Genomic DNA, 24,185 nt, shown 5'->3' with positions numbered 1-24,185 from the left:
TGACTATGAACATGAACGATCTTAAAAATTCGAATGCTGCCGTTTCAACGGTGACGATCAACAAAAATGAGTTTGATCAGCCAACGGAGAATATTTACGAAGCAATTTCAATTACAGCTAAAAGAGCGGTACAGATCAATTCTGAAATTAAAAAAGAACTTCTTGAGAAACTAGAGGAGTTTGCTACGTATAGCGACAGTTTAGAAGAGGTTTTTGAGAATAAAGAACAAATTGAGGTTTCTAAATTCTACGAAAAATTACCTAAACCACATGCTTTAGCAGTTGAAGAGTGGTTGAATGATAAAATATACCACAGAAATACGGAGAAAGACCAGTAGTATATGCTAGGCGGTAAGAACATCCTTTTAGGCATTACCGGAGGGATTGCCGCTTATAAAACTACTTTTCTCGTACGTTTACTGATTAAAGCTGGCGCCAATGTCAAAATTGTTTTGACGGATAGCGCCAGCTCTTTTGTTTCCCCACTTACCCTGGCGACCCTTTCTAAAAACCCAGTGCTTTCATCTTTTGTTAATGAGAAAGAAGGTGCTACGGATTGGAATAATCATGTTGAATTGGGGCTTTGGGCAGATTTGATGATTGTAGCTCCTGCTACGGCAAATACCTTGTCTAAGATGGCATCTGGTACGTGTGATAATTTATTATTGGCGTGCTATCTGTCGGCAAAATGTCCAGTGTTTTTTGCTCCTGCTATGGATTTGGATATGTATAAGCATCCTTCTTCAAAATCGTCATTTATAAAATTAAAGTCTTTTGGGAATATAATAATACCCGCTACTTCAGGTGAATTGGCGAGCGGACTTCACGGTGAAGGACGAATGGCAGAACCTGAGGATATAGTGAAATTTATTAAGGGGTATCTTCAAAAAGGACTTCCGCTTAGCGGAAAAAAAGTGCTGATCACAGCAGGTCCTACCTATGAAGCTATAGATCCGGTACGGTTTATTGGTAACCATGCTTCAGGTCAAATGGGGTATGAGTTGGCCAAGGCAGCTGCAAATCTTGGGGCAGAGGTGGTTTTGGTTTCTGGTCCGTCTCATTTTACCGTTTCTCATGATCTTATCAATTTAAGAAAAGTAACTTCAGCAGAAGAAATGTATAACGAGGTACATCTACACTATAAAAATATTGATGTAGCTATTTGTGCAGCGGCTGTTGCGGACTATAGGCCTAAAACAGTAGCAGACCAGAAAATAAAGAAAAAAGAGACTGAATTTTCGGTAGAGTTGGTAAAGACAAAAGATATTTTGCTTTCCCTAGGTGATCAGAAGAAAGAACAGTTTTTGGTCGGTTTTGCATTGGAGACAGAAAATGAGCTTGAAAATGCAAAAAATAAGCTTAAAAAGAAGAATTTAGATGCTATTGTTCTTAATTCTTTGAATGATAAAGGGGCTGGTTTTGGAAAACCTACCAACAAAATTACTTTTATAGATAAGAATTCTGCGATTACGCCGTTTGAACTTAAGACAAAGGCGGAGGTTGCCAAAGATATTTTTGACGAAATCTTGAAAAGATACCATGCGTAACTTTATATTTATTCTTTTATGTTCGTTTTTCATGACGTCGGTTTCGGCGCAAGAATTGAACTGCGTGGTGACTATTAATGCAGATCAGGTATCTCAAACCAATCAGCAAATTTTTAAGACACTAGAGCGCTCGTTGAACGATTTTGTCAATAAGAATAAATGGACTAACCGCACATACAAGGAAAATGAAAGGATAAGCACTCAAATGTTTATTACAATTACCGATTATGAGTCTAACCGTTTTAAGGGAAACATCCAGATTCAGTCTTCTCGTCCTGTTTTTAATACATCTTATGAAAGTCCTGTTTTTAATTATAAGGACAATCAGCTTAATTTTGAGTATATAGAATTTCAACCCTTAGTGTTCAATGAGAATGTTTTTGAATCCAACTTAGTTAGTGTTGTTTCGTACTATGTTTACGTAATCCTAGGTTTAGATGCAGATACGTTTTCACTTGAAGGTGGTACTGAATATTTTAGAAAAGCACAGCAAATTACTACGCAAGCTCAGAGTAGTAGTTATACAGGTTGGGACCAAAATAGTGATCGTAGCCGTTTTGAATTAGTAGATAATCTTTTGTCTAATACCTACAGGGAATACCGTATAGCCATGTATAATTACCACCGTAAGGGTCTTGATATTCTGGGTGATAATAATAGTACGGGCAAACAAGTTATTGCGGGCACTATGAAGCTTTTTGAAACAATGATCAAGCGTAGGCCCAATGCCTTTCTTATTCAGACTTTTTTTGATGCTAAGTCAGACGAAATACAGAATATCTTTTCTGATGGACCAAAAGTAGATATTGTTCAATTAAAAGAAACTTTGAACAGTATAGCTCCATTATATTCAAGTACTTGGAACGATATTAAATACTAGTTCTTTCGGTACGGAATTATCATTTATCTTTACGGCACAAATAGAATAAAAAACTGTGCTAGTACACCTTTCCATAAAAAATTACGCATTAATAGATAGTCTTAACGTAGCCTTTACCAATGGTTTTACCTGTATTACTGGTGAAACAGGTGCGGGTAAGTCTATTTTATTGGGGGGTTTATCTCTTGTATTGGGTAAACGTGCCGATTTATCTTCATTAAGGGATAAGGATAAGAAATGTGTTATAGAAGCTGAATTTCAGATTGATAAGTATAACTTGAAATCCTTTTTTAAGGAAGAGGATTTAGATTATGAAGAAAGAACTATTATCCGAAGAGAGATTCAGCCTAGCGGGAAATCCCGAGCATTTGTAAACGATTCTCCAGTTAGATTAGATGTACTTACAAAATTAGGAAGCAGTCTTATTGATGTGCATTCACAACACCAGACGTTACAATTAACTGATAATGATTTTCAATTAAAAGTTATTGATGCCTTGGCCGATAACAAAAAAATGTTAGAAGAGTACGTGTCAAAACTTAGATTGTACAAAACCACTTCAAAAGAGCTGGGCAAGCTTGTAGAATTTCAAAAAGAAGCCAATAAAGAGCACGATTACAATACTTTTTTATTGGAAGAACTTCAGGCGGCACCTTTGAAATTAGGTTTGCAAGAAGAACTTGAGGAGCAATACGAGCAGCTTAATAATGTAGAAAATATTCTAGAATTGATTTCTTCGGGTCATCAATTACTAAATGATGAACAAGTAGGGATTGTAAGTTTGCTCACGGAACTAAAACAAGTAGCGAATAAGCTATCCAGCTTTGGGAGTCAATACGCAGATTTAAATCAGCGTGTGCAATCTGTATTTATTGAAGTAGATGATATTGCTTCTGAACTTCAGAACTATCAAGAAGAAACAGAAGCAAACCCAGAATTGCTGGAGGAAACCAATACCAAGCTTCAGCAACTGTATGATTTGCAAAAAAAACATAGCGTTCAGGGAGTTTCTGAATTGTTGCAAATTAGAGAAGAACTGGCCGAAAAAGTTAGTGTCACAGAAAACCTTGAAGCGGATATAGAGAAAAAAGAACAGGAGCTCGCGGCTCAAAAACTGATGGTGCAAAAGGCAGCCGATGAGTTAACGGCTAAGCGTAAAAAAGTCATTTCGGAGCTGAAAAAGCAATTGGAAGATTCTTTAAAAGCTTTAGGTATGCCTAGTGCTACGTTTAAAATAGAGCTTTTTAAGGCGGATGATTTTAAAACAAACGGAGCGGATGGACTTATCTTCTTGTTCTCTGCGAACAAAGGAGGCGATTATGGAGAGTTGAAAAAAGTAGCCTCCGGTGGAGAGCTTTCTCGTATTATGTTAACCATAAAATCTATATTGGCCAAATACGAAAACCTCCCCACTATTATGTTCGATGAAATTGACACCGGCGTATCTGGTGAGATTTCAGGAAAAATGGGAGATATTATGCAGACAATGAGTAAAAGCATGCAGGTGTTTTCTATTACACATTTGCCTCAAGTGGCTTCTAAAGGTGATCATCATTTTAAAGTATATAAGTTAGAAGAAGGTGCGGTTACTAAAACAAACATGAAGCAATTATCTAGTGAGGAAAGGGTAGTGGAGCTAGCTGAAATGCTAGGCGGTAAAGAGCTTTCTGAATCTGCTATGGCTCACGCAAGACAACTTTTAAACTAAAATTTTATAGGAGTGCGCTAGACTTGGAGGTGTATTTTAGTTATTGAGGCCTCTTTTATTCGTATAAATGCTTTTTTCTTCTTGTGGCAACTCTTTGTTGCCAACTTTTTAAATATCTTTGACGCTTTAAGAACAACCAACAGAATCTATTAAAATGTCATATAATTTATTAAAAGGTAAGAAGGGAATTATTTTTGGAGCTTTGGATGAAAATTCAATAGCATGGAAAACTGCGGAACGTATTCATGAAGAAGGAGGAACGTTTGTTTTGACCAATGCACCTGTAGCTATGCGTTTAGGGCAAATTAAAGATTTGGCCGAAAAAACAGGTTCTCAGATTATTCCTGCCGATGCAACTAGCGAAGAAGATCTTGCAAATTTGGTAACCCAGTCCATGGAGATTCTTGGAGGGAAAATAGATTTTGTATTGCATGCTATTGGTATGTCTATAAACGTTAGAAAAGGACGTTCTTACACGGATGAAAAATATGATTTCACTACTAAAGGATGGGACGTTTCTGCACTTTCTTTTCATAAAGTATTGCAAAGCTTGTATAAAGCAGATGCAATGAAAGAATGGGGTAGTATTGTAGCCTTGACCTATATGGCGGCACAGCGTGTTTTTCCTGATTATAATGATATGGCGGATAATAAAGCATATTTAGAGTCCGTAGCACGTAGTTTTGGATACTTTTTTGGAAAAGAGAAAAATGTTCGTGTGAATACGATATCACAATCACCTACACCAACAACTGCTGGCCAAGGGGTGAAAGGTTTTGGAGGTTTTATTAGTTACGCTGAAAAAATGTCACCTTTAGGAAATGCAACTGCATTGGAGTGTGCAGATTATACGGTAACGCTCTTTTCTGACTTGACCAAGAAGGTCACTATGCAAAACTTGTTTCATGACGGAGGGTTTTCTAATACTGGGGTTAGCCAAGAGGTTATAGAACGCTTTACCGAGGAGTAGGGTAAAACACTTTTCAATAGATTTAATTCTGGCGAAGTATTGTTTTCGGCATATATTTTGGGCATTTTATAGCATCTATTCCAGTTTTTAAAATGCCTTTGAATTTTCCGTATAAAAACTCATGGATTTATCTTTTTCGTTTATAGTTCCTGTTTACAACAGACCCGATGAAATTGCGGAGTTGTTGGAAAGTCTTACGCATCAGACCTATTCAAAAGATTTTGAAGTGTTAATTGTAGAAGACGGTTCAACACTTTCTTCTGAAGAAGTGGTAGGGAAATATAGAGAGAAGCTATCCATTTCCTATTATAAAAAACCAAATTCGGGTCCGGGAGATTCTAGGAATTACGGAATGACTCGTGCTAAGGGTAATTATTTTCTAATTGTAGATTCAGATTGCATGATTCCGCCTCAATATTTAGATGCGGTTCATGGCGCTTTAGAAAAAGAGTGGGTTCATTGTTTTGGTGGACCAGATGCGGCTCACGAATCTTTTGGCCTTCTACAGAAAGCTATTAACTATGCAATGACTTCGGTACTTACCACTGGGGGAATTCGTGGTAATAAAAAGGCCTTGGATAAATTTCAGCCAAGGAGCTTTAATATGGGGATTTCAAAAATAGCTTTTGAAACCGTTGGGGGATTTGGGAAAATACACCCAGGAGAAGATCCGGATTTTACATTTCGTATTTGGGAAAAGGGCTTCAATACAAAATTGATTCCTGAAGCATTTGTATATCACAAGCGCCGTATAGATTGGAATAAGTTTTTTACTCAAGTGAAAAAATTTGGAAGTGTTCGCCCTATTTTGAATAAATGGCATCCTAAAACTTCAAAAATGACCTATTGGTTCCCTACCTTGTTTTGTTTGGGGTTTTTAGCTTCACTTTTGTTTTTAGCACTAGGTATTAGTGTGCCTTTATATTTATATGTTGTTTATTTTGTGCTCATTTTTGTAGATTCATTTTTAAAGAATAGAAATTTAGCAGTGGCATTACTTTCATTAGTAGCCGTAAGTATTCAATTCATGGGGTATGGATATGGTTTTTTAAAATCTACTATCTTCCTTAACTTCAGCAAAAAGCAACCGGAAACATTGTTTCCACATTTATTTTTTAAGTAATTGGTAAACTGGGTAATAGATAAAATAAAGAAGGCGCTTAAGAAGAGAAAAGTAAAAATATTTTTGGTGTTTTTAGTTTTTTCAACCTTAATATGGCTCATTAATAACCTCTCGGAGAGTTATGTGAGCACGGCAAGTTTTGATTTAGAATATGTAAATGTTCCTAAGGGTTATTTGTTTAAAGGAGCTACGGACAATGAGTTAAAAGTAAAGCTGGAAGCTGGTGGGTTTCAGTTTTTGGGTTTTAATTTTAAACACTCAAAAATAGCTATTGACCTTGCTGATGCGCAGCATAAAGATTCCATTTTTTACATACCACAAGAAATATATCGCAAGCAGGTAGAAAGGCAGTTGAGTGCGTCTATGTCTTTGATTGATATTGAAACTGATACTTTGTTTGTGGGAATGTTGGCCGTTGTTTCTAAAAAGGTTCCTGTAAAGCCTAATATAGAAGTTAATATGGCTAGGAATTATTTGTTAGATGGTCAAATGGAGATTCAGCCAGATTCTATTGCAATTACTGGGCCTTCCGAGGAAATTGATACCATAGTGGTGGTGCGAACCAATAAGTTGACTTTGCCGGATTTGGATTCTGATTTTTCAGAAACTATTGAAATTTATAAGTCCAAAGAATTAAAAAATACAGAGTACTCAATTGGCGAAGTAGAGCTAACGGCTAAAATTGCTCGTTTTTCTGAAAAGGTTTTTGAAGTGCCTATAACTACTGTTCATTTTCCGAACAATATAGATGTAAAAACGTTTCCGGATAAAGTTTCCGTGGTGTGTAAGGCTAAATTGAAGCGATTAAAAAAAATAGAAGCTTCAGATTTTGAGGTTATCGCAGATTATGGACAATTGAAGGATGGTATTACAGATGAGCTTAAGCTAGAGTTGCGAAAGAAGCCTAGCGGTCTGCATAGTGTAAAGCTTCAAAAGAATAGCGTGGAATATATATTGAATAAAAAATGATAAAAGTAGGCTTAACGGGAGGCATTGGTAGTGGTAAGACCACCGTAGCCAAAATGTTCCAGGAGTTGGGTGTGCCCTGTTATAATTCTGATGAACAGGCAAAATACTTAATGCAAAAATCTCCACAGTTAATACGGGAGATAAAGGGGCTTCTTGGTGATGAAGCTTATGTGTCTGGGGAGTTAGATAGAGCTTATATCTCCCAACAAGTATTCAATAACAAGGAGCTTTTAGAAAAATTGAATGCTATAGTGCATCCGGCGGTCCGACGGGATTTTGTTAACTGGGCAAACCAACAAAAATCAGATTATGTAATTCAAGAAGCAGCCATTATATTCGAAATTGGTTCGCAAGATTTTTATGATTGTATTGTTTTAGTCACAGCTCCAAAAGAAATTAGAATTGATCGTGTTATGAAACGGGATGCTTCAAGCACGGCAGAGAGTATTGAGACCCGAATGAAAAACCAATGGGATGATACTAAAAAAATAGAGGCTTCTAACTATGTCATCCAAAATGACAATATAGAACAAACCAAGGTTCAGGTTTTAGATGTTCATCGTGATATACTTAATAAAATATAGGCCTGACGCAGTTTTAACATTTTTGTTAAGGTTTGGTTAAACGTACTAACTGCTAGTTGTTAAATCTTTAATTTTGTTTTTAAATGAATAAGAGGTTATTTATCCTTTTGGTGGCGTTGATGAGTCTCTCCCTGATAGGAATAATATCTGTTCAATTCTTGTGGATAAAACAGTCTGTGGAAGACAAAGAAGAGCAGTTTTCCAATACAATATCTGAAGTGTTGAATCAGGTCTCCGATAAAATAGAGGAGAGAGAGACAAAGGATTATTTTGAGCGTTACATTGATGTAAAAGATAGTGTAGGGGAGCCGAAGAGTTCTCACTTAAGAAATATCTTTTTTATAGATCGTGATATAAACTCCAATGAGATTCGGTTTTATTCCCATGGTATTTTAGAGGAAGATTATAATATAGCATCTACGTTCTTTGATAATGGTAATGGAGGTGATACCATAACCACAATTAAAAATTATACGAGCAAACGGTCCAAAACCATTTTTAAGGAAGATTTTGGATTGGATGGAAAGGAGTATAAGCTTAACGCAGTGCAGAAGCTTCAGAAAATTGGAGGATTGTCTTCTATAGAGAAAGCTCAGTTTGAAGATGTTTTTAGTGAATATGCTAAGAAAGTGCCTATTCATAAAAGGGTTTCCAATCAGGAGATTCAACTGTTACTTGATCGCGAACTTAAAAATAGAAACCTCAATATTGAATATGAATATGGGGTGTATAGCAGAGGGCTTCCTACCAAGGTAAAGTCTAGAAAATTTAAGTTTACGAAAGATATGCTCTATGAAACTCCTATTTTTAAGGATAGTGAAGGAGCTAGTAATTTTTCTTTGCTAATAGCCTTTCCAAAGAAAAAGAAGTTTTTGATTCAGTCCATCATAAAAATGGCGCTGTTATCCTTACTTTTTACTTTGGTAATTGTAATCGCTTATTCAGGAGCAATTTATCAGCTTATTCGTCAAAAGCAGATTTCAGAGATAAAATCTGATTTTATAAATAACATGACGCATGAGTTCAAAACACCCATAGCAACAATTAACCTAGCAGTTGAAGCTATTCGGAATCCTAAAATAATAGGAGACCCAGAAAAGGTAGACCGGTATCTGACTATGATTCGTGAAGAGAATAAACGTATGCATGCTCAAGTAGAAAATGTGTTGCGTATATCAAAACTAGAAAAGAATCAATTAGATATAAGTAAGGATAGGGTAGATGTACACGACATAATAGAAGATGCAATAGCACATGTAGAGCTTATTGTAGCCGATCGTGGCGGATATATAGAAACGCATTTAAAGGCAAAAAGAACAGAGGTTCTTGCCAGTGAAATGCACTTTACGAACGTTATTGTAAATATTCTTGATAACGCCATTAAGTATTCAACCAAGGCACCTAGAATAGATGTGTCTACGGAAGTTGCAAAAAACTATATTGTAATTGAAATAAAGGATCAAGGTGCAGGAATGAGTAAAGCCGTGGTCAAAAAAGTATTTGAAAAATTCTACCGTGAACACACGGGAGATTTACATAATGTTAAGGGGCATGGGCTCGGGTTGGCATATGTGAAAAAGATTGTAGATGATCACCAAGGTGAGGTTTACGCAGAAAGTGAAAAAGGAAAGGGAAGTACTTTCTATATAAAATTGCCTTTAATCTAACTCAACAAGTTATGGAAACAGTAAATAAAAAAATACTCTTAGTAGAGGATGATCCCAATTTTGGAATTGTGCTGAAGGACTATTTATCAATGAATGATTTTGATGTCACTTTAGCCAAGAATGGTATGGAGGGATTTGAGAAATTCAAAAAAGACAATTATGATATCTGTATTTTAGATGTGATGATGCCTTATAAGGACGGTTTTACCTTGGCAAAGGAAATTCGCGAAAAGAACGAGAATGTTCCTATCGTTTTTCTTACCGCTAAAACCATGAAAGAAGATGTTTTAAAAGGATATAAGGCTGGTGCCGATGATTATCTAAATAAACCTTTTGATTCAGAAGTTCTTTTAATGAAAATTAGAGCTATTCTTCAAAGAAAAGCATCTAATACATTGGCTGACAGTAAAAAGTTTGAGTTTAAAATTGGTAATTTCCACTTAAATTCTAAGCTTCGGTTTTTGAAATATAGAGAAGAAGAAGCTATTAAACTTTCTCCAAAAGAGAATGAACTTTTGAGACTTTTGGCACTTCATGAAAATGATTTAATGCCAAGGGAATTAGCGTTGACTAAAATATGGAGAGATGATAACTATTTTACATCTCGTAGTATGGACGTTTATATTGCTAAACTAAGAAAGTATTTGAAATTAGATGATACAGTCGAAATCTTAAACATTCACGGAGAAGGTTTCCGTTTGGTTGTTAAGGAAGACGTGTAAACTAAAATTCTATATATTCAAAAGCCCCGCTATATTTTATAGCGGGGCTTTTTTTGTGATTATAGCTTAGAGATTATTTTAGAGACAATTTCTACGGGTGTTTGCATAATAGAGACGGTAATAGCATCTTTAGGCACTTCTAAAGTGTTAAATTGTGATTGAAGTAATTCTGGTGGCATAAAGTGATTTTTACGTTGCTCAAGACGAGTCATAATTTCTTCAAAAGTTCCTTTGAGGTATACAAAGACAAGCTTTTTTTCTAAATTATTTTGTAAAATGACACGATATTTGGTTTTAAGAGCAGAGCAAGCAATGATGGCTCCTTTCTCATTATTTTCAATAGCTAACAAGTTTAACCTTTCTAGCCAGCCTTGACGGTCATGGTCATCTAAAGGAATACCATCAGCCATTTTTTTTACGTTTGCTTCAGGATGATAATCATCACCATCATAGAATTCTATATTCAATTTCTTTGCAAGAAGTTTGCCTATGGTGCTTTTGCCGGAGCCAGATACGCCCATGACAAATACTATGGGTTTTATATTTTTCATTTTAGAATGATTTTATGTAAGGTGGCTATCAATTCTTGGAAATCTACGTCATATGAAACCCATAGGGTCTCCTGATTTCGCTTAAACCATGTTAGCTGTCTTTTTGCAAACCTACGTGTGTTTTTCTTTATTTCTTCTATGGCAAAAATTAAATCACTATCAGTGGCCATGTTATTTGATTCTTTTTCAAAATAAGTAAAAAGCTCTCGGTAACCAACGGTTTGTAGCGCGTTTAGAGCTTTGTACTTCTCAAGTTGTCTAGCTTCTTTAATAAGGCCCTCCGTCACCATTATATCTACACGTTGGTTAATACGATCATATATAAGTGGACGGTCAGCTTCAATACCAATAGTTATTGTTTTGAACGGTCGCTTCTTTTTGTTTTTTGACAAAAAAGAAGAGTAGGGAGTATTTGTTCCTATGCAAATTTCCAGTGCTCTTATGAGTCTGTGAGGGTTGTTTATATCTACGGTTTTATAGTAGTCTGGATCTCTTTGTTTTAGCTCGTTTTGTAGAATTCCAATTCCTTCTTCTGTGAATTGTATATTAAGTTGTTCTCGTATTTTTGGGTCTATTTTAGGAAAGTCATCTAACCCTTCGGCAACAGCTTTAGTATAAAGCCCACTGCCACCTACCATTACAACAATATTATTTTTTTTGAAAAGATTGTTTAGTGCGGTAAGGGCATCCCGTTCAAAGTCACCTACCGAATAGGAGTCAAAAATACTAATGTGTTGTATGAAGTGGTGTTTGGCTTGCTTAAGTTCTTCTTGCGAGGGAACAGCTGTGCCAATTTTCATTTCTTTAAAAAACTGCCTTGAATCTGCAGAGATAATTTCAGTATTAAAATACTGTGCTAATGAGATGGCAAGTTTAGTTTTTCCAATTGCGGTAGGGCCTACAACAGATAAAAGTATTTTCTCCATTACAGCTCGGTTCCGCAATTATAACAATGGCTGGCGTCATCTCTATGGCCTTCTTTACAGCAATTTCTACATGCTTGCGTGTTTACATGTACAAAGTGTTTATCGTCCATTTGCTTCTGTTGTTGTGCTTTTTTGCCAAACTCTACTGTAACGATTCCGGTAGGAACGGCAATAACGCCATAACCTACAAGCATAATAAGAGTTGCTATAAATTGACCTTGAGGTGTTATTGGAGCAATATCTCCGTAGCCTACAGTAGTAAGAGTTACAATAGTCCAATAAATGCTGGTAGGGATGCTCGTGAAACCAGCCTCATCTCCTTCTATTAAATACATGAGTGTTCCTAGGATAACCGAAAGAATAAGCACAGCAAAAAGAAAAACAGTTATTTTGGCCCTACTTGCTTTTAGTGCATTTTTCAGCTGGGATGCCTCACCTAAAAAGCGGACTAATTTTAATATTCTGAATACTCTAAGAAGGCGTAAAGACCTAATGGCTAAAAGCACTTGTGAACCAGCAAAAATATAAGATAGGTATAGCGGTATAGTAGATAGGAGGTCTATGATTCCGTAGAAACTAAATATGTATTTTTTAGGTTGATTTATACTTATTATTCTGGCAATGTATTCAATAGTGAAGAGTATAGTAACTACCCATTCTAGTATAAAAAGTATTTCATGATACTCGGCATCAATCCATTTTACGCTCTCTAGCATGACTAGAAGAACACTTATGATAATGAGAATAAACAAAAGAATATCGAACCATTTGCCCAAAGGGGTATCCGCTTCATAAATAATTTCATGAACTTTGTTCTTCCAGCCTTTATCGGGTTTGTGCTCCTTCAACTTTTACTTATTGCTTAATTCTAGAATTTTTAAACCACGTTTTTTACGCATGTAACTTTCAATGATGTGTGTGGTGTTATCATTGCCTCGCATGGGAACGATTATAGATTCTAAGATATGAATATTATTGATTTGATGATTAAGGTCATAATAGCCAATACCTTTAAAATCACCATTTTTAATCAATATAGCGCTGTATTCTCCAATTTCTCGCCCTTTATCTATTATTACCACATTTTTCTCATTTAACGAGTATTTCTGAAGGGCCTCATTGACTCTTTGGTTGTATTCCTCCGTTGATTCTTTGGTGATGCAAGCGCCTAAACACTCTCCGGTATCATAGTTAGAGCAATTATTTTTTGCTTCTGATATGCCGTTTAGTTTGTCACAAAGATTAAAATCTCGAGTTAATTTAAAAATAAAGTTGGAGGCACCGGCCAGACTGTTGAACGTGGTAAAAGCCCCTTTTCTTTCGGTAACCTTTCTAACCGTTAAAGTGTTGTATCCGTCTATATTTTTTTGAACAAATAAACCGTGACTGAAAATTACGGCTTTAGGGCGATGGTTGTATTTAGGGCGATTTCTTTTGAGTTCTTCATTTTCCTTCAGAAGCGCTACCAGTTCATTTCCTGTTCTTTCAAAAGTAACTTTTTTGGTCGCTTTTTGTAATTGTCTCGCACGACCTCCACCTTTTGTAAAATGTTGATTTACCCTTTTTTTGATATTGGTACTTTTTCCAAGAAATAGAATTTCACCATCCTTGTCATGCATGTAATAAACTCCGGTTTCAGAAGGTAGTCCGTCTACAATATCTAATTGTCGGTCAGAAAGTTCTCCTTCCGTTTCTTTACGGATTACATCTTTAATTATGGTCTTGTCAAGGTCTTTAGCTAATAATATTTTAAAAAGCTTCAGGGTTGCTAGTGCATCGCCGTTTGCTCTATGGCGGTCACTAACGGCAATACCAAGAGATCTAACTAATTTACCCAGACTATGTGATTCTGCTTCAGGAATCAATTTTTTAGAAAGCTCTACCGTGCACAGGGTCTTACGTTCAAAATTATAGCCTAATCTTCTAAATTCGGTTCTCAGTATTCTATAGTCGAATTGTGCGTTATGAGCAATAATGACCGTGTCTTCGGTTATTTCAACAATCCGTTTGGCAACCTCATGAAATTTTGGGGCGGTCTGTAGCATTTTGTTGTTAATACCCGTGAGCTTGACAACAAAAGGCTGTATGTCTTTCTCTGGGTTTACCAAGCTAATAAACTGGTCTACCACTTTATGTCCGTCAAATTTATGAATGGCAATTTCAGTAATGCCCTCTTCATTAAATTTTCCTCCTGTAGTTTCAATATCTAAAATGGTATACATTTATGCGTTTTTGAGCTTTGGTGATGGTTTTTTTGTTGGTTGGAGGCAGATTATTATTTATAATTTCGCTTGCCAAAGATACTACTTCCAATGCGTACCATGGTACTTCCTTCTTCAATGGCCACTTGGTAGTCTCCGCTCATACCCATAGATAAGATTTTTATTCGTGGGTTTACTGATTTTATGGAATCGAATATTGATTTTAGTTGCTGAAATTCCCTTCTAACTTGCTCCTTGTTATTCGTAAAAGTGGCCATTCCCATTAGCCCTACGACATTTACGTTTTTAAGGTTAAGGTATTCATCTGACTTTAGAATAAGATCTAGTTCATCTTTATCTAAGCCGAATTTTGTGTCTTCTTCGGCAATATGAATTTGTAGTAGACAATCAATCGTTCGGTTGTGCTGTTGCGCCCTTTTATTTATTTCAGAGAGTAGTTTAAAGCTGTCCACTCCGTGTACTAAATCAACGAATTCAGCCATATATTTAACTTTGTTGCGTTGGAGGTGGCCGATCATGTGCCATTTGATGTCTTTAGGTAAACGTTCCCATTTGCCAACCATTTCTTGCACTTTGTTTTCTCCAAAAATGCGTTCTCCGGCAGTATAGGCTTCCATTACATCTTCATCTGGTTTTGTTTTGGAGACAGCCACCAATGTTACATGTTCAGGAAGTGTATTTTTGATTTCTAAAAGGTTGTCTTTTATCATCGTATCGTTCGTGCTTTGCTATTTTTAATAGGAATAATTTAAAAGGAGAGAGTTTTTAGGTGGTCATAAAAACTGGTTAGAAACCTTTTCGGCTTTTCTAGATTCGCTATAATCATAGAATCCTTCTCCTGATTTTACACCTAGTTTTTTAGCCATGACCATATTAACCAACAGTGGGCAAGGTGCATATTTAGGCTTTTTAAAACCATCATACATCACATTTAAAATAGATAGGCAAACATCAAGGCCAATAAAATCAGCTAGTTGTAAAGGGCCCATAGGATGTGCCATGCCTAATTTCATTACCGTGTCAATTTCAGAAACGCCGGCCACTCCATTATACAGTGTTTCAATCGCCTCATTGATCATGGGCATTAAAATTCTATTGGCCACAAAACCTGGGTAGTCATTGACTTCCGTGGGAGTTTTGCCTAGTTCTGTAGATAACTTCATGATTTGATCCGTAGTTTCGTCTGAAGTACTATAACCACGAATAATTTCTACCAATTGCATAATAGGCACGGGGTTCATAAAATGCATCCCGATTATTTTCTGTGGTCTATTTGTAACTGCTGCAATTTGTGTGATTGATATGGAAGAGGTGTTTGTCGCTAAAATGGTTTTCTGGTCACAAATAGCATCCAATTCCTTAAAAATATTCAGTTTTATGTTTAGGTCTTCTGAAGCAGCTTCAACCACTAAATCAACATTGGTAACCCCATCTTTTAGAGTGGTAAAAGTTGATATGTTCTGAAGAGTGGCCGTTTTATCGTTTTCGGTTATCTTCTCTTTGGCCAGCATTCTATCCAGATTTTTCTCGATAGTTTTCATCCCTTTACTCAGCGCATCATCGGAAAGGTCTATCAAATTTACTTTGTGACCGCTCTGAGCAAAAACATGAGCAATTCCGTTACCCATAGTACCTGCGCCTATAACCGCTATATGTTGCATACGTGTTATTTTAATATTTCTAAAAAGAAGCTATAATCTGTAAGGCTACTTTGAGGGCTTGCGTACCTTGTTTTAAGCTTACAATGGGTGTGCTGTCATTTGCAATAGCATCTGCAAAACTTTCAAGTTCATCAAGAATAGCATTGTTTGAACCAACTTCAGGATTCTCAAAATAGATTTGTTTTTTCTCTCCTTCCGCATTTTGAAGTACCATGTCAAAATCGCCCACTTTTTCAGGTGCGTCTTGCATTTTGACTACCTCTACTTTTTTCTCTAAAAAGTCTACAGAGATATAAGCATCTTTCTGAAAAAAACGTGATTTGCGCATATTTTTCAAAGAAATTCTACTAGCCGTTAAGTTGGCTACACAGCCATTTTCAAACTCAATCCGTGCATTGGCAATGTCCGGCGACTTGCTTATGACCGAAACTCCACTGGCATTAATCTGTTTTACTTCAGAATTTACCACGCTAAGTATCGCGTCTATGTCGTGAATCATTAGGTCTAAAACCACGGGCACATCGGTACCGCGAGGGTTGAATTCTGCCAACCGGTGACTCTCTATGAACATGGGCGTATTGATTTGGTGTTTTACAGCAGAAAAAGCAGGGTTAAAACGCTCCACATGTCCAACTTGCCCTTTAACGTTATACTTTTTTTCTAGTTCCAAAAGCTGTGCCGCTTCTTCGTACGTATTTGTTATGGGCTTTTCTATGAAGATATGTTTCCCTTTTTCTATTGCCTTCTTGGCGCAATCAAAATGAGAAAGAGTAGGGGTGACAATATCTACTACATCTACCGCTTCTATAAGTTTATTGATATTATCAAAGTATTGGTATCCAAATTCGTCCGCTACTTTTTTTCCGTTAATTGCATCTGCATCATAAAAACCGACTAACTTGTATTTTTTCGATTCGTTCAGCAAACGTAAGTGTATTTTTCCTAAATGACCTGCGCCTAATACGCCAACTCTAAGCATAAATTTCAATTTGTATCAAAAATAGGGATAGTTTCTCAGTTTTCGGGTTTGAAGCGAGAAGATTCAGGTTTTGATAATTTAAAAAATGTAGGCTGACATTTAGTCGCTAGACTTGTGAGTTGAAATTTTACAAGTTAACTTTACGTTCCAAAACCAAACCGTTGAGAGATACTTTAAAACATAGGGGAATGCGTAATAAGCTGGCCGAAGTATTGGTCGCTAAAGGCATTACTGATAAAAATGTATTAGAAGCTATACGCACTATACCCAGGCATTTATTTATGGATAGTAGTTTTGAGGGTCATGCCTATCAAGACAAGGCTTTTCCTATAGCTGCGGACCAAACTATTTCTCAACCTTATACGGTTGCTTTTCAATCTCAATTATTGGAGGTAAAGCCTAATGATAATATTTTAGAAATAGGAACAGGTAGTGGATATCAAACTGCTGTGTTATTACTTTTAAGAGCAAAAGTTCATACTATTGAGCGGCAATTGGAGCTTTTTAAAAAGACAAAAATTTTCTTTAGAAAAATGGGGTATCGTCCTAAAAAATTAATTTTTGGAGATGGTTATAAAGGTCTTCCCGAACAAGCGCCTTATGATGGAATTATTGTAACCGCGGGTGCTCCAGAAGTGCCAAGGGCACTCATGAGTCAATTGAAAATCGGAGGTAGATTGGTTATACCTGTTGGAACTGATGACCAGATTATGACTTTGTTTGTTCGTAAATCTGAAAAAGAGTTCGAAAAAAAAGAATACGGTTCTTTCCGTTTTGTGCCGCTTTTGGAGAATAAGAATTAGAGCATCAATCTTAGTTATTGAAGCTTTTCTTAATTCTTGAAAGATCACGTTTATTATCGCGGTCTTTTAAGGTTTCGCGCTTGTCGTACAGCTTTTTACCTTTGGCTAAAGCAATTTTTAGTTTAGCTAGTCCTCTATCATTAATAAATAGATTAATTGGTACAATAGTAAAGCCAGAAGTAGTTACTTCTTTTCGCAATTTAATAAGCTCGCGTTTATTCATGAGCAACTTGCGTTCTGCTTTGGGTTTGTGATTAAAGTGGGAGGCGTGCGAATATTCATCAATTTGCATGTTAATTACAAAAAGCTCTCCGCGCTCATTAAACTCACAAAAACTTTGAGTTATTGAAGCTTTGCCTTCTCGAACGGATTTTATTTCAGTCCCGGCCAAAACAATACCAGTTACATAGGTATCTATGAACTCATATTCAAATTTGGCTTTTTTGTTTTTTATGTTGATGTTCTTTTGAACCATGACACAAAAATAGTGAAGTTCCCCAAATTATTAGCTAATTCAAGGCCATAGAAAAGTGATAAGAGTAGATTTAAAACCGATACCGCTTCATTTTAATCTGCTAGAAGCTCTATTTTCGTTCTTTTGGGCAGTTACAGTTAATGTGAAGACGTTGTGAAGTTGCTTGTCCGTTAATGAGTTGCACAACAAAAAGGCTTCCATTGTCATTGTCTTCCATCTCGTAGTACAAATCAATATTTATCATTTTATTTACGAAGTCAGGTGTCGTGTTGCTATGGCCCACCACAAGAACGTTTTTACCTAAGTTATCAGCTTTAAACTGTTCTATGTTTACGTTTTGTGGCTCGTAATACTTAACGTCAAGTTCTTGTTTGACTGCCGTAGGAGCAGCGGTCATAGAGGTTCGTTGATAATCCGTTGTATAAATAACGTCTAGCTCTACGTCTTTAAGAATTTCGGCCCAATGCATAGCCCTGCCTAAACCACGTTGATTTAGTTCTGGATCCGTATTTTCTGAATCAGAACGGTCTTTCTCCGCATGACGAATAAAATAGAAGGTAGAAACTACACCTTGGTTGTTGTTTTGGTTAGCCTTTTGATCGTCTTTACAACTAACAAAAATTAAGGCGGTAAGCAGAATAATATAAAAGGATTTGATCCGTTGCATATTAGGTAATAGTTTTTGGTTGAAAACTCTTGCATAATTGTTAACTAAATTTAGACAAAAAAAGTATGTATCAATACTGCTTTTTGTTTTTTTGTAATCATGCGCAAAACTATATTCACTTTATTTCTTTTATTGTTTGTTTTGGTTCTGCGGAGTCAAGAGTCGCGTTTACCTGCTGATTTAAGGCAACATAACTTAACGACGTACAATGCTAGTTTGTTTAATCCTGCTTTTTCAGTAGATAGAAACAATGCTAATTCTTTGGCGTATTGGGTACGCTGGCAGTGGCAAGCTATAGATGCTAATCCTACAACCCAGTTTTTAAATTATACGAGAAAATTAAATAATAAATCTGCCGTTGGTATAGCTTTTTTTCAGCAAAACACGGGAATCTATTTTGACACGGGAGGAGTTGTTAATTATGCATATAGTTTTGACTTGAATGAAAGCGTAAAATTATCTGTAGGAGCAAATGTATTTGGCTTTAAGCAGTCTTTAGCTGATGACCGTTTTACAGTTAATCCTGATTTTCCATTATTACAATCTACTCCCACTGATGATTTTATTTTGCAAATGGCGCCAGGTGTTAGTCTTAGTGTAGAAAGGCTTACGCTGGGTTTTGCTTCTGAAAATTTATTTGATTATAACTTTACCGAGAGTGAGGTTAATACGGAAAAGGAGGATAAAGTTTATATGGGCTTAGTTTCTTATGATTTTCCCGTAACCCTTGGTGCTGCGGTCAATGCTTTTGTGCGGCCATCTATGTATTTGCGAACTATTCCGGGTGAAGCCAATCAAATAGGATTCAATGCACTTCTAAATACGAACAAGTATTGGGGGCAATTGGGATATAATAATTTCTATGGCTATGGCGTAGGTGTTGGAGGAACATTTTTTAATCATGTATCAATAGGTGCATTGATTGAGTTTGGAGCGGATTCGTCAGTTAGTAGAGAATCTTCTTTTGAGTTGATGGCCGCGTACTTTTTTGGCAAACCAGAAGAGCGTCATAAAATAGTAGGTTATATTTCTCCGGAAGAAAATGAACTGGACCAGATAGAGTCCCAAGCGATTGCTGAGGCTATAACGGAAGAGTTAAAAAAAGCAGAGGAATTGGCCCAAGAATCCAAATCAGAAGAAAAGCTTGTTAAGAAAGAAGAAAAAGAGCGCCGCAAGTTGGAAAAAAGGGCTCAAGATTCTATAGCTAAAGTACAGAAACAGGAAACTTTGGTTTTAAGGAAAGAAGAGAAGCGTCTTGAAAAGGAAGCGCAAAATCAGATAAAAGAAGAAGAGGCTCTTGCCAACGCTGCTGAAAAAGAAGCGCAAAAGCAGAAAGGTGAGGAGCTTGCCATAGCTGAGCAAGAAGAGCAAGAAGAGCAAAAAAGAAAATTGGATTCAATTCAAAATGCTAAGCAACAGGAAGCTTTGGAATTAGCTGAAAATACAGAAAGAGATAAGCGGAAAGCTGAGGCTGAAGCGGCAAAGATTGCGCAAGAAAAAGCTCGTCAAGAAAAAATAGAAGGAGAGAAAGCTGCTCAAGAAGCTAAGCTGGCGCAGAAAGAAGAAGTAGTTACGCCTAGAAAAGGAGAAAAATACGAAGAGGTTAAAACCGAGGACGGTTTAGAGCCGGGCTATTATTTGATAGCAAATGTATTTGGTACTAAAAAGTACTTTGATGCCTTTATGGCTGATTTAAAGAGAAAGGGACTTCAACCTAAATCATTTGTGCGTAGCAAAAATAAATTTAACTATGTGTATCTGAATCGTTTTGATACTATGGGTCAGGCAAGACAAGCCAGAGATGGTAATTTTGACGGTAAGTTTTCTGGTAATACTTGGATTTTTAGAGTAGTAGGGAAATAAGAGTCAGAAGTCTTGGATGAGGAAGTTGATTGGATGAATAATAAAAGTAAAAACTACTCTCAATGGAGAACTCGCTATTTACGTTCAAAAAATATTGAGTCTCGCAAAAACATATTACTTTTTTTTGTGTCTATATTTTTTTTGACATTTACTTTTCTAGGAGCTTATTTATGGTGGACTGATGAATTTAAGTTTTTAGGTAAAACAGTTATCTATGTGAATGCAGCTGTAACCCAAGAGAATATGAAACATTGGGGAAGAGGATATTACTACCAAATTGGGGTTTGCAATTATATAGTTGAAGGTAAGGAATACTCATCAGATTTTAGAATCAATGACAGCTATCTTTTGGCAAAGATAGGAGATACAATAGTAGTGAAAACAACACTTGAAAATCCGAAAATCTCCAAATTTATTGGTTACCCTTGAGGAGATGTTCTAAACAAAAAATTATAGTTTTATAAGCTGTAATTTACTTTTTAAGCTCTTTCTTTATTAAAACCTCTAGGTAAGCGATAGTATTCGTGAGGTATTTTTTGTCACTGGTCATAGTTGCCATAGCAATTGCACCTTGGGTCATAGTAAAAAGTTGCTTCGCAAATTGTGAAGGTGTAACCGGCAGTTTAATTTCATCGTTCTTAACGCCATTTTCAAGAACGAGCGCAATTTTGCCTTCCATTTCTCGTATGGCTTCTTTGTTGGCTGCTACCAGAAGCCTGTTATTATGTTGGGCATCTACACCTGTATTTAAAATAGGACACCCGCCCATGCTCAAAGTGAACGAATCATAATTACGATAAAAATCGGTGAGGTTAAAAATCTTGTCCAAGGCATTGCTTTTCTCGGCCAAAACTTCATCTACTTTTGATAAAAGAAGGTTACTGTTGTATTGATAGGCCGATAATGCCAAGGCTTCCTTATTTTCAAAATTACCATAAATAGCACCTTTTGTAAGTCCAGTGGCCTCGGTTAGGTCGCTCATACTTGTACCTATGTAACCATGTTTGTTAAAAACAGAGGCAACAGTTTCAATTATAAAGGCAGTGGTTCTTTCGGCTTTGGTAGACATGTGGTGCAGTTTTACACGAAGATAAAAAAATTATATACTGCATGGTATATACTTTTAAAAAAAAGCATCCCTTTTGAGGGATGCTTTTTCTTGCGACATTTTTTTTGAAAATTATAGGATTATTCCACTAATTCATCTTGATTTCTAAATACAAGTGCATCATCAAATGAATCAATCAACACAATACTATCCGCTTTTATGTTGCCACTCAAGAGTTCTTTGGAGAGATTGTTCAAAACATCTTTCTGAATGACCCTTTTTATTGGTCGAGCTCCGTATTGTGGGTCATATCCTTTATTTGCTAAATAATTTATGGCCTCGTCCGTAGCGTCAATCGTTATATGTTGCTTAGCAATGTTCTTCTTCAAACTATCTAATTGAAGTCTAACAATTTTAGTAATATCCTCCCGGCTAAGCGGTGTAAACATGATAATATCATCAATACGATTTAGAAATTCAGGTCGTATTGTTTTACGTAGCAAGCCTAAAATTTCAACACGTGCGGCTTCTGTTGCACTATAAGGGTCTTTGCTATTTTCAAATTTCTCTTGAATAATAGAGCTACCCATATTGCTGGTCATAATGATAATGGTGTTCTTAAAATCAGCAACCCTACCTTTATTATCCGTCAACCTTCCTTCATCCAACACTTGCAATAAAATATTAAAAGTATCCGGATGTGCTTTCTCGATTTCATCAAGCAGTACCACGGAATATGGCCTTCTACGAACTGCTTCCGTCAATTGGCCACCTTCATCATAGCCTACATATCCTGGAGGAGCTCCAACCAATCTGCTTACTGAATGTCGTTCTTGGTATTCGCTCATATCAATGCGGGTCATTGCGTTTTCATCATCAAATAAATATGAAGCTAGAGTTTTTGCCAACTCCGTTTTACCGACACCTGTAGTACCTAAAAACAAGAATGAACCAATAGGTCTATTTGCATCCTGCAGCCCAGCGCGACTTCTTCTAATGGCATCCGAAACAGCTTCAATGGCTTCGTTTTGACCAATCACCCTTTTGTGGAGGACATTTTCTAATTTTAAAAGTTTTTCACGCTCGCTCTGCAACATTTTGGTCACAGGTATTCCTGTCCACTTTGCTACAACCTCCGCAATGTCTTCGTTGGTAACCTCTTCTTTAATCAGCGTATCGCCCAATTGCTGCTCGTCCAATACCTTTTGAAGGTCTTGAAGTTTTTCTTGTGCCTCTTTGATTTTGCCATAACGAAGTTCGGCTACTTTACCATAATCTCCATTACGTTCAGCACGTTCAGCTTCGTTTTTAAACTCTTCAATGTCTTGCTTCGTTTTTTGAATTTCATCAACAACGGACTTTTCACTTTCCCATTTCGCAAAGATTTCATTACGGTCTTCTTTAAGGTTTGCTAAGTCAACATTCAGCAACTTGAGTTTGGCCTTGTCGTTTTCTCGTTTTATTGCTTCAATTTCAATTTCGAGCTGCATAATCTTACGGTCAAGAACATCTAATTCTTCCGGTTTAGAGTTAATTTCCATCCTGAGCTTTGATGCGGCCTCGTCTATTAAATCAATAGCCTTATCTGGTAAAAACCGATTGGTAATATAGCGTTGAGATAGCTCAACAGCAGCAATTACTGCTTCATCCTTAATCCGGACTTTATGATGTGCCTCATACTTTTCTTTTATACCTCTAAGAATTGAAATGGCACTTTCTGTATCAGGCTCGTTTACTATTACTTTTTGGAAACGCCTTTCAAGTGCTTTATCTTTTTCAAAATACTTTTGGTATTCATCTAATGTGGTTGCACCAATGGCTCTGAGTTCACCACGGGCCAATGCGGGCTTTAAAATATTGGCCGCGTCCATTGCGCCTTGGCCGCCGCCTGCACCAACTAGGGTATGTATCTCATCAATGAATAAAACAATATCACCATCTGAAGATGTTACTTCTTTAATGACAGATTTTAGTCTTTCTTCAAACTCACCTTTATATTTAGCACCTGCAATAAGTGCACCCATATCCAATGAATAAATGACTTTATCCTTTAGGTTTTCTGGTACATCTCCTTGGATAATCCGGTGTGCAAGACCTTCTGCAATAGCCGTTTTTCCTGTACCTGGCTCACCAACCAACATAGGGTTGTTTTTGGTTCTTCGGGATAAAATTTGAAGAATACGACGAATTTCCTCGTCACGCCCAATGACCGGGTCTAACTTGCCGTTATCTGCCAACTGATTTAGGTTAAGGGCATATTTGTCAAGCGAATTATAAGTGTCTTCAGCACTCTGTGAGGTTACTTTACCGCCTTTGCGAAGTTCACCTATAGCTGCTTTTAAGTCTTTTTCGGTAGCGCCTTGATCCTTTAAAATCTGGGCAATTTTACTGCTAGATTTTAAAATGGCCAGCAAAAGATGCTCTATGGAAACATATTCATCCTCCATTTTTTTAGCAATGGAACTTGCCTCGTTCAGTGTTTTTCCTGCTTCTCTGGATATCATAATATCCCCTCCAGAAACTTTGGGAAAGCTTTCTAGTTCTTTTTCTAAAATTTGCTGAAGCAAAGCAACGTTTATATTCAATTTTTTCAGAATAAAAGGCAGAACGTTTTCGTCAACCTCCCAGATTGCTTTGAACAAATGTTCGTTCTCTATCTGCTGATGGCCAAAACCCTGCGCAATCTGCTGGGCTTGCTGAATAGCCTCTTGTGATTTTGTAGTATAATTATTAAAGTTCATATGTATATTGTTATCTGCTGTTATTGTTTATTTTTGATTTGAATAAGTCAATAATCTTACCAAGGCGGTAAGCAAGACA

Annotated in this window: 24 protein-coding genes; 13 read left to right on the top strand and 11 right to left on the bottom strand. The window is 36.6% G+C overall.

Translation table 11 applies throughout. The features are described from left to right. Nucleotides 1-5 precede the first annotated feature (5 nt). From IWC72_RS18660 to IWC72_RS18615, 10 genes are all read left to right on the top strand, one after another. Complete coding sequence (locus IWC72_RS18660) at nucleotides 6-338, top strand: DNA-directed RNA polymerase subunit omega (RefSeq protein WP_194527687.1); 333 nt, start codon at nucleotides 6-8, stop codon at nucleotides 336-338. 3 nt (nucleotides 339-341) lie between these two features. Beyond that, entirely contained in the window at nucleotides 342-1,547 is a 1,206-nt protein-coding gene (gene coaBC, locus IWC72_RS18655) for a bifunctional phosphopantothenoylcysteine decarboxylase/phosphopantothenate--cysteine ligase CoaBC (RefSeq protein ID WP_194530837.1), read from the top strand. Next, nucleotides 1,540-2,427 (top strand): type IX secretion system protein PorD, encoded by an 888-nt coding sequence (gene porD, locus IWC72_RS18650; protein ID WP_194530836.1) that lies wholly within the window; start codon nucleotides 1,540-1,542, stop codon nucleotides 2,425-2,427. Before coaBC ends, porD begins: the two co-directional genes overlap by 8 nt. A gap of 55 nt (nucleotides 2,428-2,482) precedes the next feature. Then, nucleotides 2,483-4,135 (top strand): DNA repair protein RecN, encoded by a 1,653-nt coding sequence (gene recN, locus IWC72_RS18645; RefSeq protein ID WP_194530835.1) that lies wholly within the window; start codon nucleotides 2,483-2,485, stop codon nucleotides 4,133-4,135. A 154-nt stretch (nucleotides 4,136-4,289) separates the two neighbouring features. Beyond that, nucleotides 4,290-5,105 (top strand): enoyl-ACP reductase FabI, encoded by an 816-nt coding sequence (locus tag IWC72_RS18640; protein ID WP_194527683.1) that lies wholly within the window; start codon nucleotides 4,290-4,292, stop codon nucleotides 5,103-5,105. Nucleotides 5,106-5,226: 121 nt separating this feature from the next. Continuing rightward, complete coding sequence (locus tag IWC72_RS18635; protein ID WP_194530834.1) at nucleotides 5,227-6,228, top strand: glycosyltransferase; 1,002 nt, start codon at nucleotides 5,227-5,229, stop codon at nucleotides 6,226-6,228. Nucleotides 6,229-6,294: 66 nt separating this feature from the next. Then, nucleotides 6,295-7,197 carry a CdaR family protein gene (locus IWC72_RS18630; RefSeq protein ID WP_194530833.1) on the top strand — a complete coding sequence of 301 codons (903 nt, stop codon included), beginning with the start codon at nucleotides 6,295-6,297 and terminating at the stop codon, nucleotides 7,195-7,197. Then, complete coding sequence (gene coaE, locus IWC72_RS18625) at nucleotides 7,194-7,781, top strand: dephospho-CoA kinase (protein ID WP_194527680.1); 588 nt, start codon at nucleotides 7,194-7,196, stop codon at nucleotides 7,779-7,781. Before IWC72_RS18630 ends, coaE begins: the two co-directional genes overlap by 4 nt. An 83-nt stretch (nucleotides 7,782-7,864) precedes the next feature. After that, nucleotides 7,865-9,448 (top strand): sensor histidine kinase, encoded by a 1,584-nt coding sequence (locus IWC72_RS18620; RefSeq protein ID WP_194527679.1) that lies wholly within the window; start codon nucleotides 7,865-7,867, stop codon nucleotides 9,446-9,448. An 11-nt stretch (nucleotides 9,449-9,459) separates the two neighbouring features. Further along, nucleotides 9,460-10,170, top strand: a complete 711-nt coding sequence (locus IWC72_RS18615; RefSeq protein ID WP_194527678.1) for a response regulator transcription factor — start codon at nucleotides 9,460-9,462, stop codon at nucleotides 10,168-10,170. 59 nt (nucleotides 10,171-10,229) lie between these two features. On the opposite strand, the gene IWC72_RS18610 is transcribed toward IWC72_RS18615, so the two are convergent. The 7 genes from IWC72_RS18610 to IWC72_RS18580 all read right to left on the bottom strand — a co-directional run bounded on the left by IWC72_RS18610 (nucleotide 10,230) and on the right by IWC72_RS18580 (nucleotide 16,509). Next, nucleotides 10,230-10,721, bottom strand: coding sequence for a gluconokinase (locus IWC72_RS18610; RefSeq protein WP_194530832.1), 492 nt, complete (start codon nucleotides 10,719-10,721; stop codon nucleotides 10,230-10,232). After that, nucleotides 10,718-11,647 carry a tRNA (adenosine(37)-N6)-dimethylallyltransferase MiaA gene (gene miaA, locus IWC72_RS18605; RefSeq protein WP_194527676.1) on the bottom strand — a complete coding sequence of 310 codons (930 nt, stop codon included), beginning with the start codon at nucleotides 11,645-11,647 and terminating at the stop codon, nucleotides 10,718-10,720. The genes IWC72_RS18610 and miaA overlap by 4 nt, the downstream gene beginning before the upstream one ends. After that, on the bottom strand, nucleotides 11,647-12,495 hold the full coding sequence (locus IWC72_RS18600; RefSeq protein ID WP_194527675.1) for an ion transporter: 849 nt from the start codon (nucleotides 12,493-12,495) through the stop codon (nucleotides 11,647-11,649). The genes miaA and IWC72_RS18600 overlap by 1 nt, the downstream gene beginning before the upstream one ends. Nucleotides 12,496-12,498: 3 nt before the next feature. After that, entirely contained in the window at nucleotides 12,499-13,869 is a 1,371-nt protein-coding gene (locus tag IWC72_RS18595; RefSeq protein WP_194527674.1) for an exonuclease domain-containing protein, read from the bottom strand. A gap of 53 nt (nucleotides 13,870-13,922) precedes the next feature. Next, nucleotides 13,923-14,579, bottom strand: a complete 657-nt coding sequence (locus IWC72_RS18590) for a YggS family pyridoxal phosphate-dependent enzyme (RefSeq protein WP_194530831.1) — start codon at nucleotides 14,577-14,579, stop codon at nucleotides 13,923-13,925. A gap of 63 nt (nucleotides 14,580-14,642) precedes the next feature. Further along, the gene (locus IWC72_RS18585; protein ID WP_194530830.1) at nucleotides 14,643-15,530 is read right to left on the bottom strand and encodes a 3-hydroxyacyl-CoA dehydrogenase family protein; all 888 of its coding nucleotides are present in this window, start codon (nucleotides 15,528-15,530) and stop codon (nucleotides 14,643-14,645) included. A gap of 19 nt (nucleotides 15,531-15,549) precedes the next feature. Beyond that, entirely contained in the window at nucleotides 15,550-16,509 is a 960-nt protein-coding gene (locus tag IWC72_RS18580) for a Gfo/Idh/MocA family protein (RefSeq protein ID WP_194530829.1), read from the bottom strand. A gap of 161 nt (nucleotides 16,510-16,670) precedes the next feature. Here IWC72_RS18580 and IWC72_RS18575 point away from each other — a divergent pair, with 161 nt between their 5' ends. Further along, complete coding sequence (locus IWC72_RS18575) at nucleotides 16,671-17,312, top strand: protein-L-isoaspartate(D-aspartate) O-methyltransferase (RefSeq protein WP_194527670.1); 642 nt, start codon at nucleotides 16,671-16,673, stop codon at nucleotides 17,310-17,312. Between the two features lie 10 nt (nucleotides 17,313-17,322). Here the strand turns inward: IWC72_RS18575 and smpB are convergent, their stop codons facing one another. Next, nucleotides 17,323-17,787, bottom strand: coding sequence for an SsrA-binding protein SmpB (smpB, locus tag IWC72_RS18570; protein ID WP_194530828.1), 465 nt, complete (start codon nucleotides 17,785-17,787; stop codon nucleotides 17,323-17,325). Between the two features lie 109 nt (nucleotides 17,788-17,896). After that, entirely contained in the window at nucleotides 17,897-18,454 is a 558-nt protein-coding gene (locus tag IWC72_RS18565) for a SixA phosphatase family protein (protein WP_194530827.1), read from the bottom strand. A 99-nt stretch (nucleotides 18,455-18,553) separates the two neighbouring features. Between IWC72_RS18565 and IWC72_RS18560 the strand changes: the two genes are divergently transcribed. Then, nucleotides 18,554-20,317 carry a PorP/SprF family type IX secretion system membrane protein gene (locus IWC72_RS18560; protein WP_194530826.1) on the top strand — a complete coding sequence of 588 codons (1,764 nt, stop codon included), beginning with the start codon at nucleotides 18,554-18,556 and terminating at the stop codon, nucleotides 20,315-20,317. Between the two features lie 12 nt (nucleotides 20,318-20,329). Next, on the top strand, nucleotides 20,330-20,746 hold the full coding sequence (locus tag IWC72_RS18555) for a hypothetical protein (protein WP_194530825.1): 417 nt from the start codon (nucleotides 20,330-20,332) through the stop codon (nucleotides 20,744-20,746). Between the two features lie 43 nt (nucleotides 20,747-20,789). On the opposite strand, the gene IWC72_RS18550 is transcribed toward IWC72_RS18555, so the two are convergent. Next, complete coding sequence (locus tag IWC72_RS18550; RefSeq protein WP_194530824.1) at nucleotides 20,790-21,386, bottom strand: TetR/AcrR family transcriptional regulator; 597 nt, start codon at nucleotides 21,384-21,386, stop codon at nucleotides 20,790-20,792. A gap of 119 nt (nucleotides 21,387-21,505) precedes the next feature. After that, nucleotides 21,506-24,106, bottom strand: coding sequence for an ATP-dependent chaperone ClpB (gene clpB, locus IWC72_RS18545; RefSeq protein WP_194530823.1), 2,601 nt, complete (start codon nucleotides 24,104-24,106; stop codon nucleotides 21,506-21,508). Between the last annotated feature and the right edge of the window lie 79 nt (nucleotides 24,107-24,185).

The organism is Zobellia roscoffensis (assembly GCF_015330165.1).
GTDB classification, from domain to species: Bacteria; Bacteroidota; Bacteroidia; order Flavobacteriales; family Flavobacteriaceae; genus Zobellia; species Zobellia roscoffensis.
The sequence above is the reverse complement of the archived record's forward strand: the minus strand, read 5'-3'. Positions and strand labels throughout refer to the sequence as shown.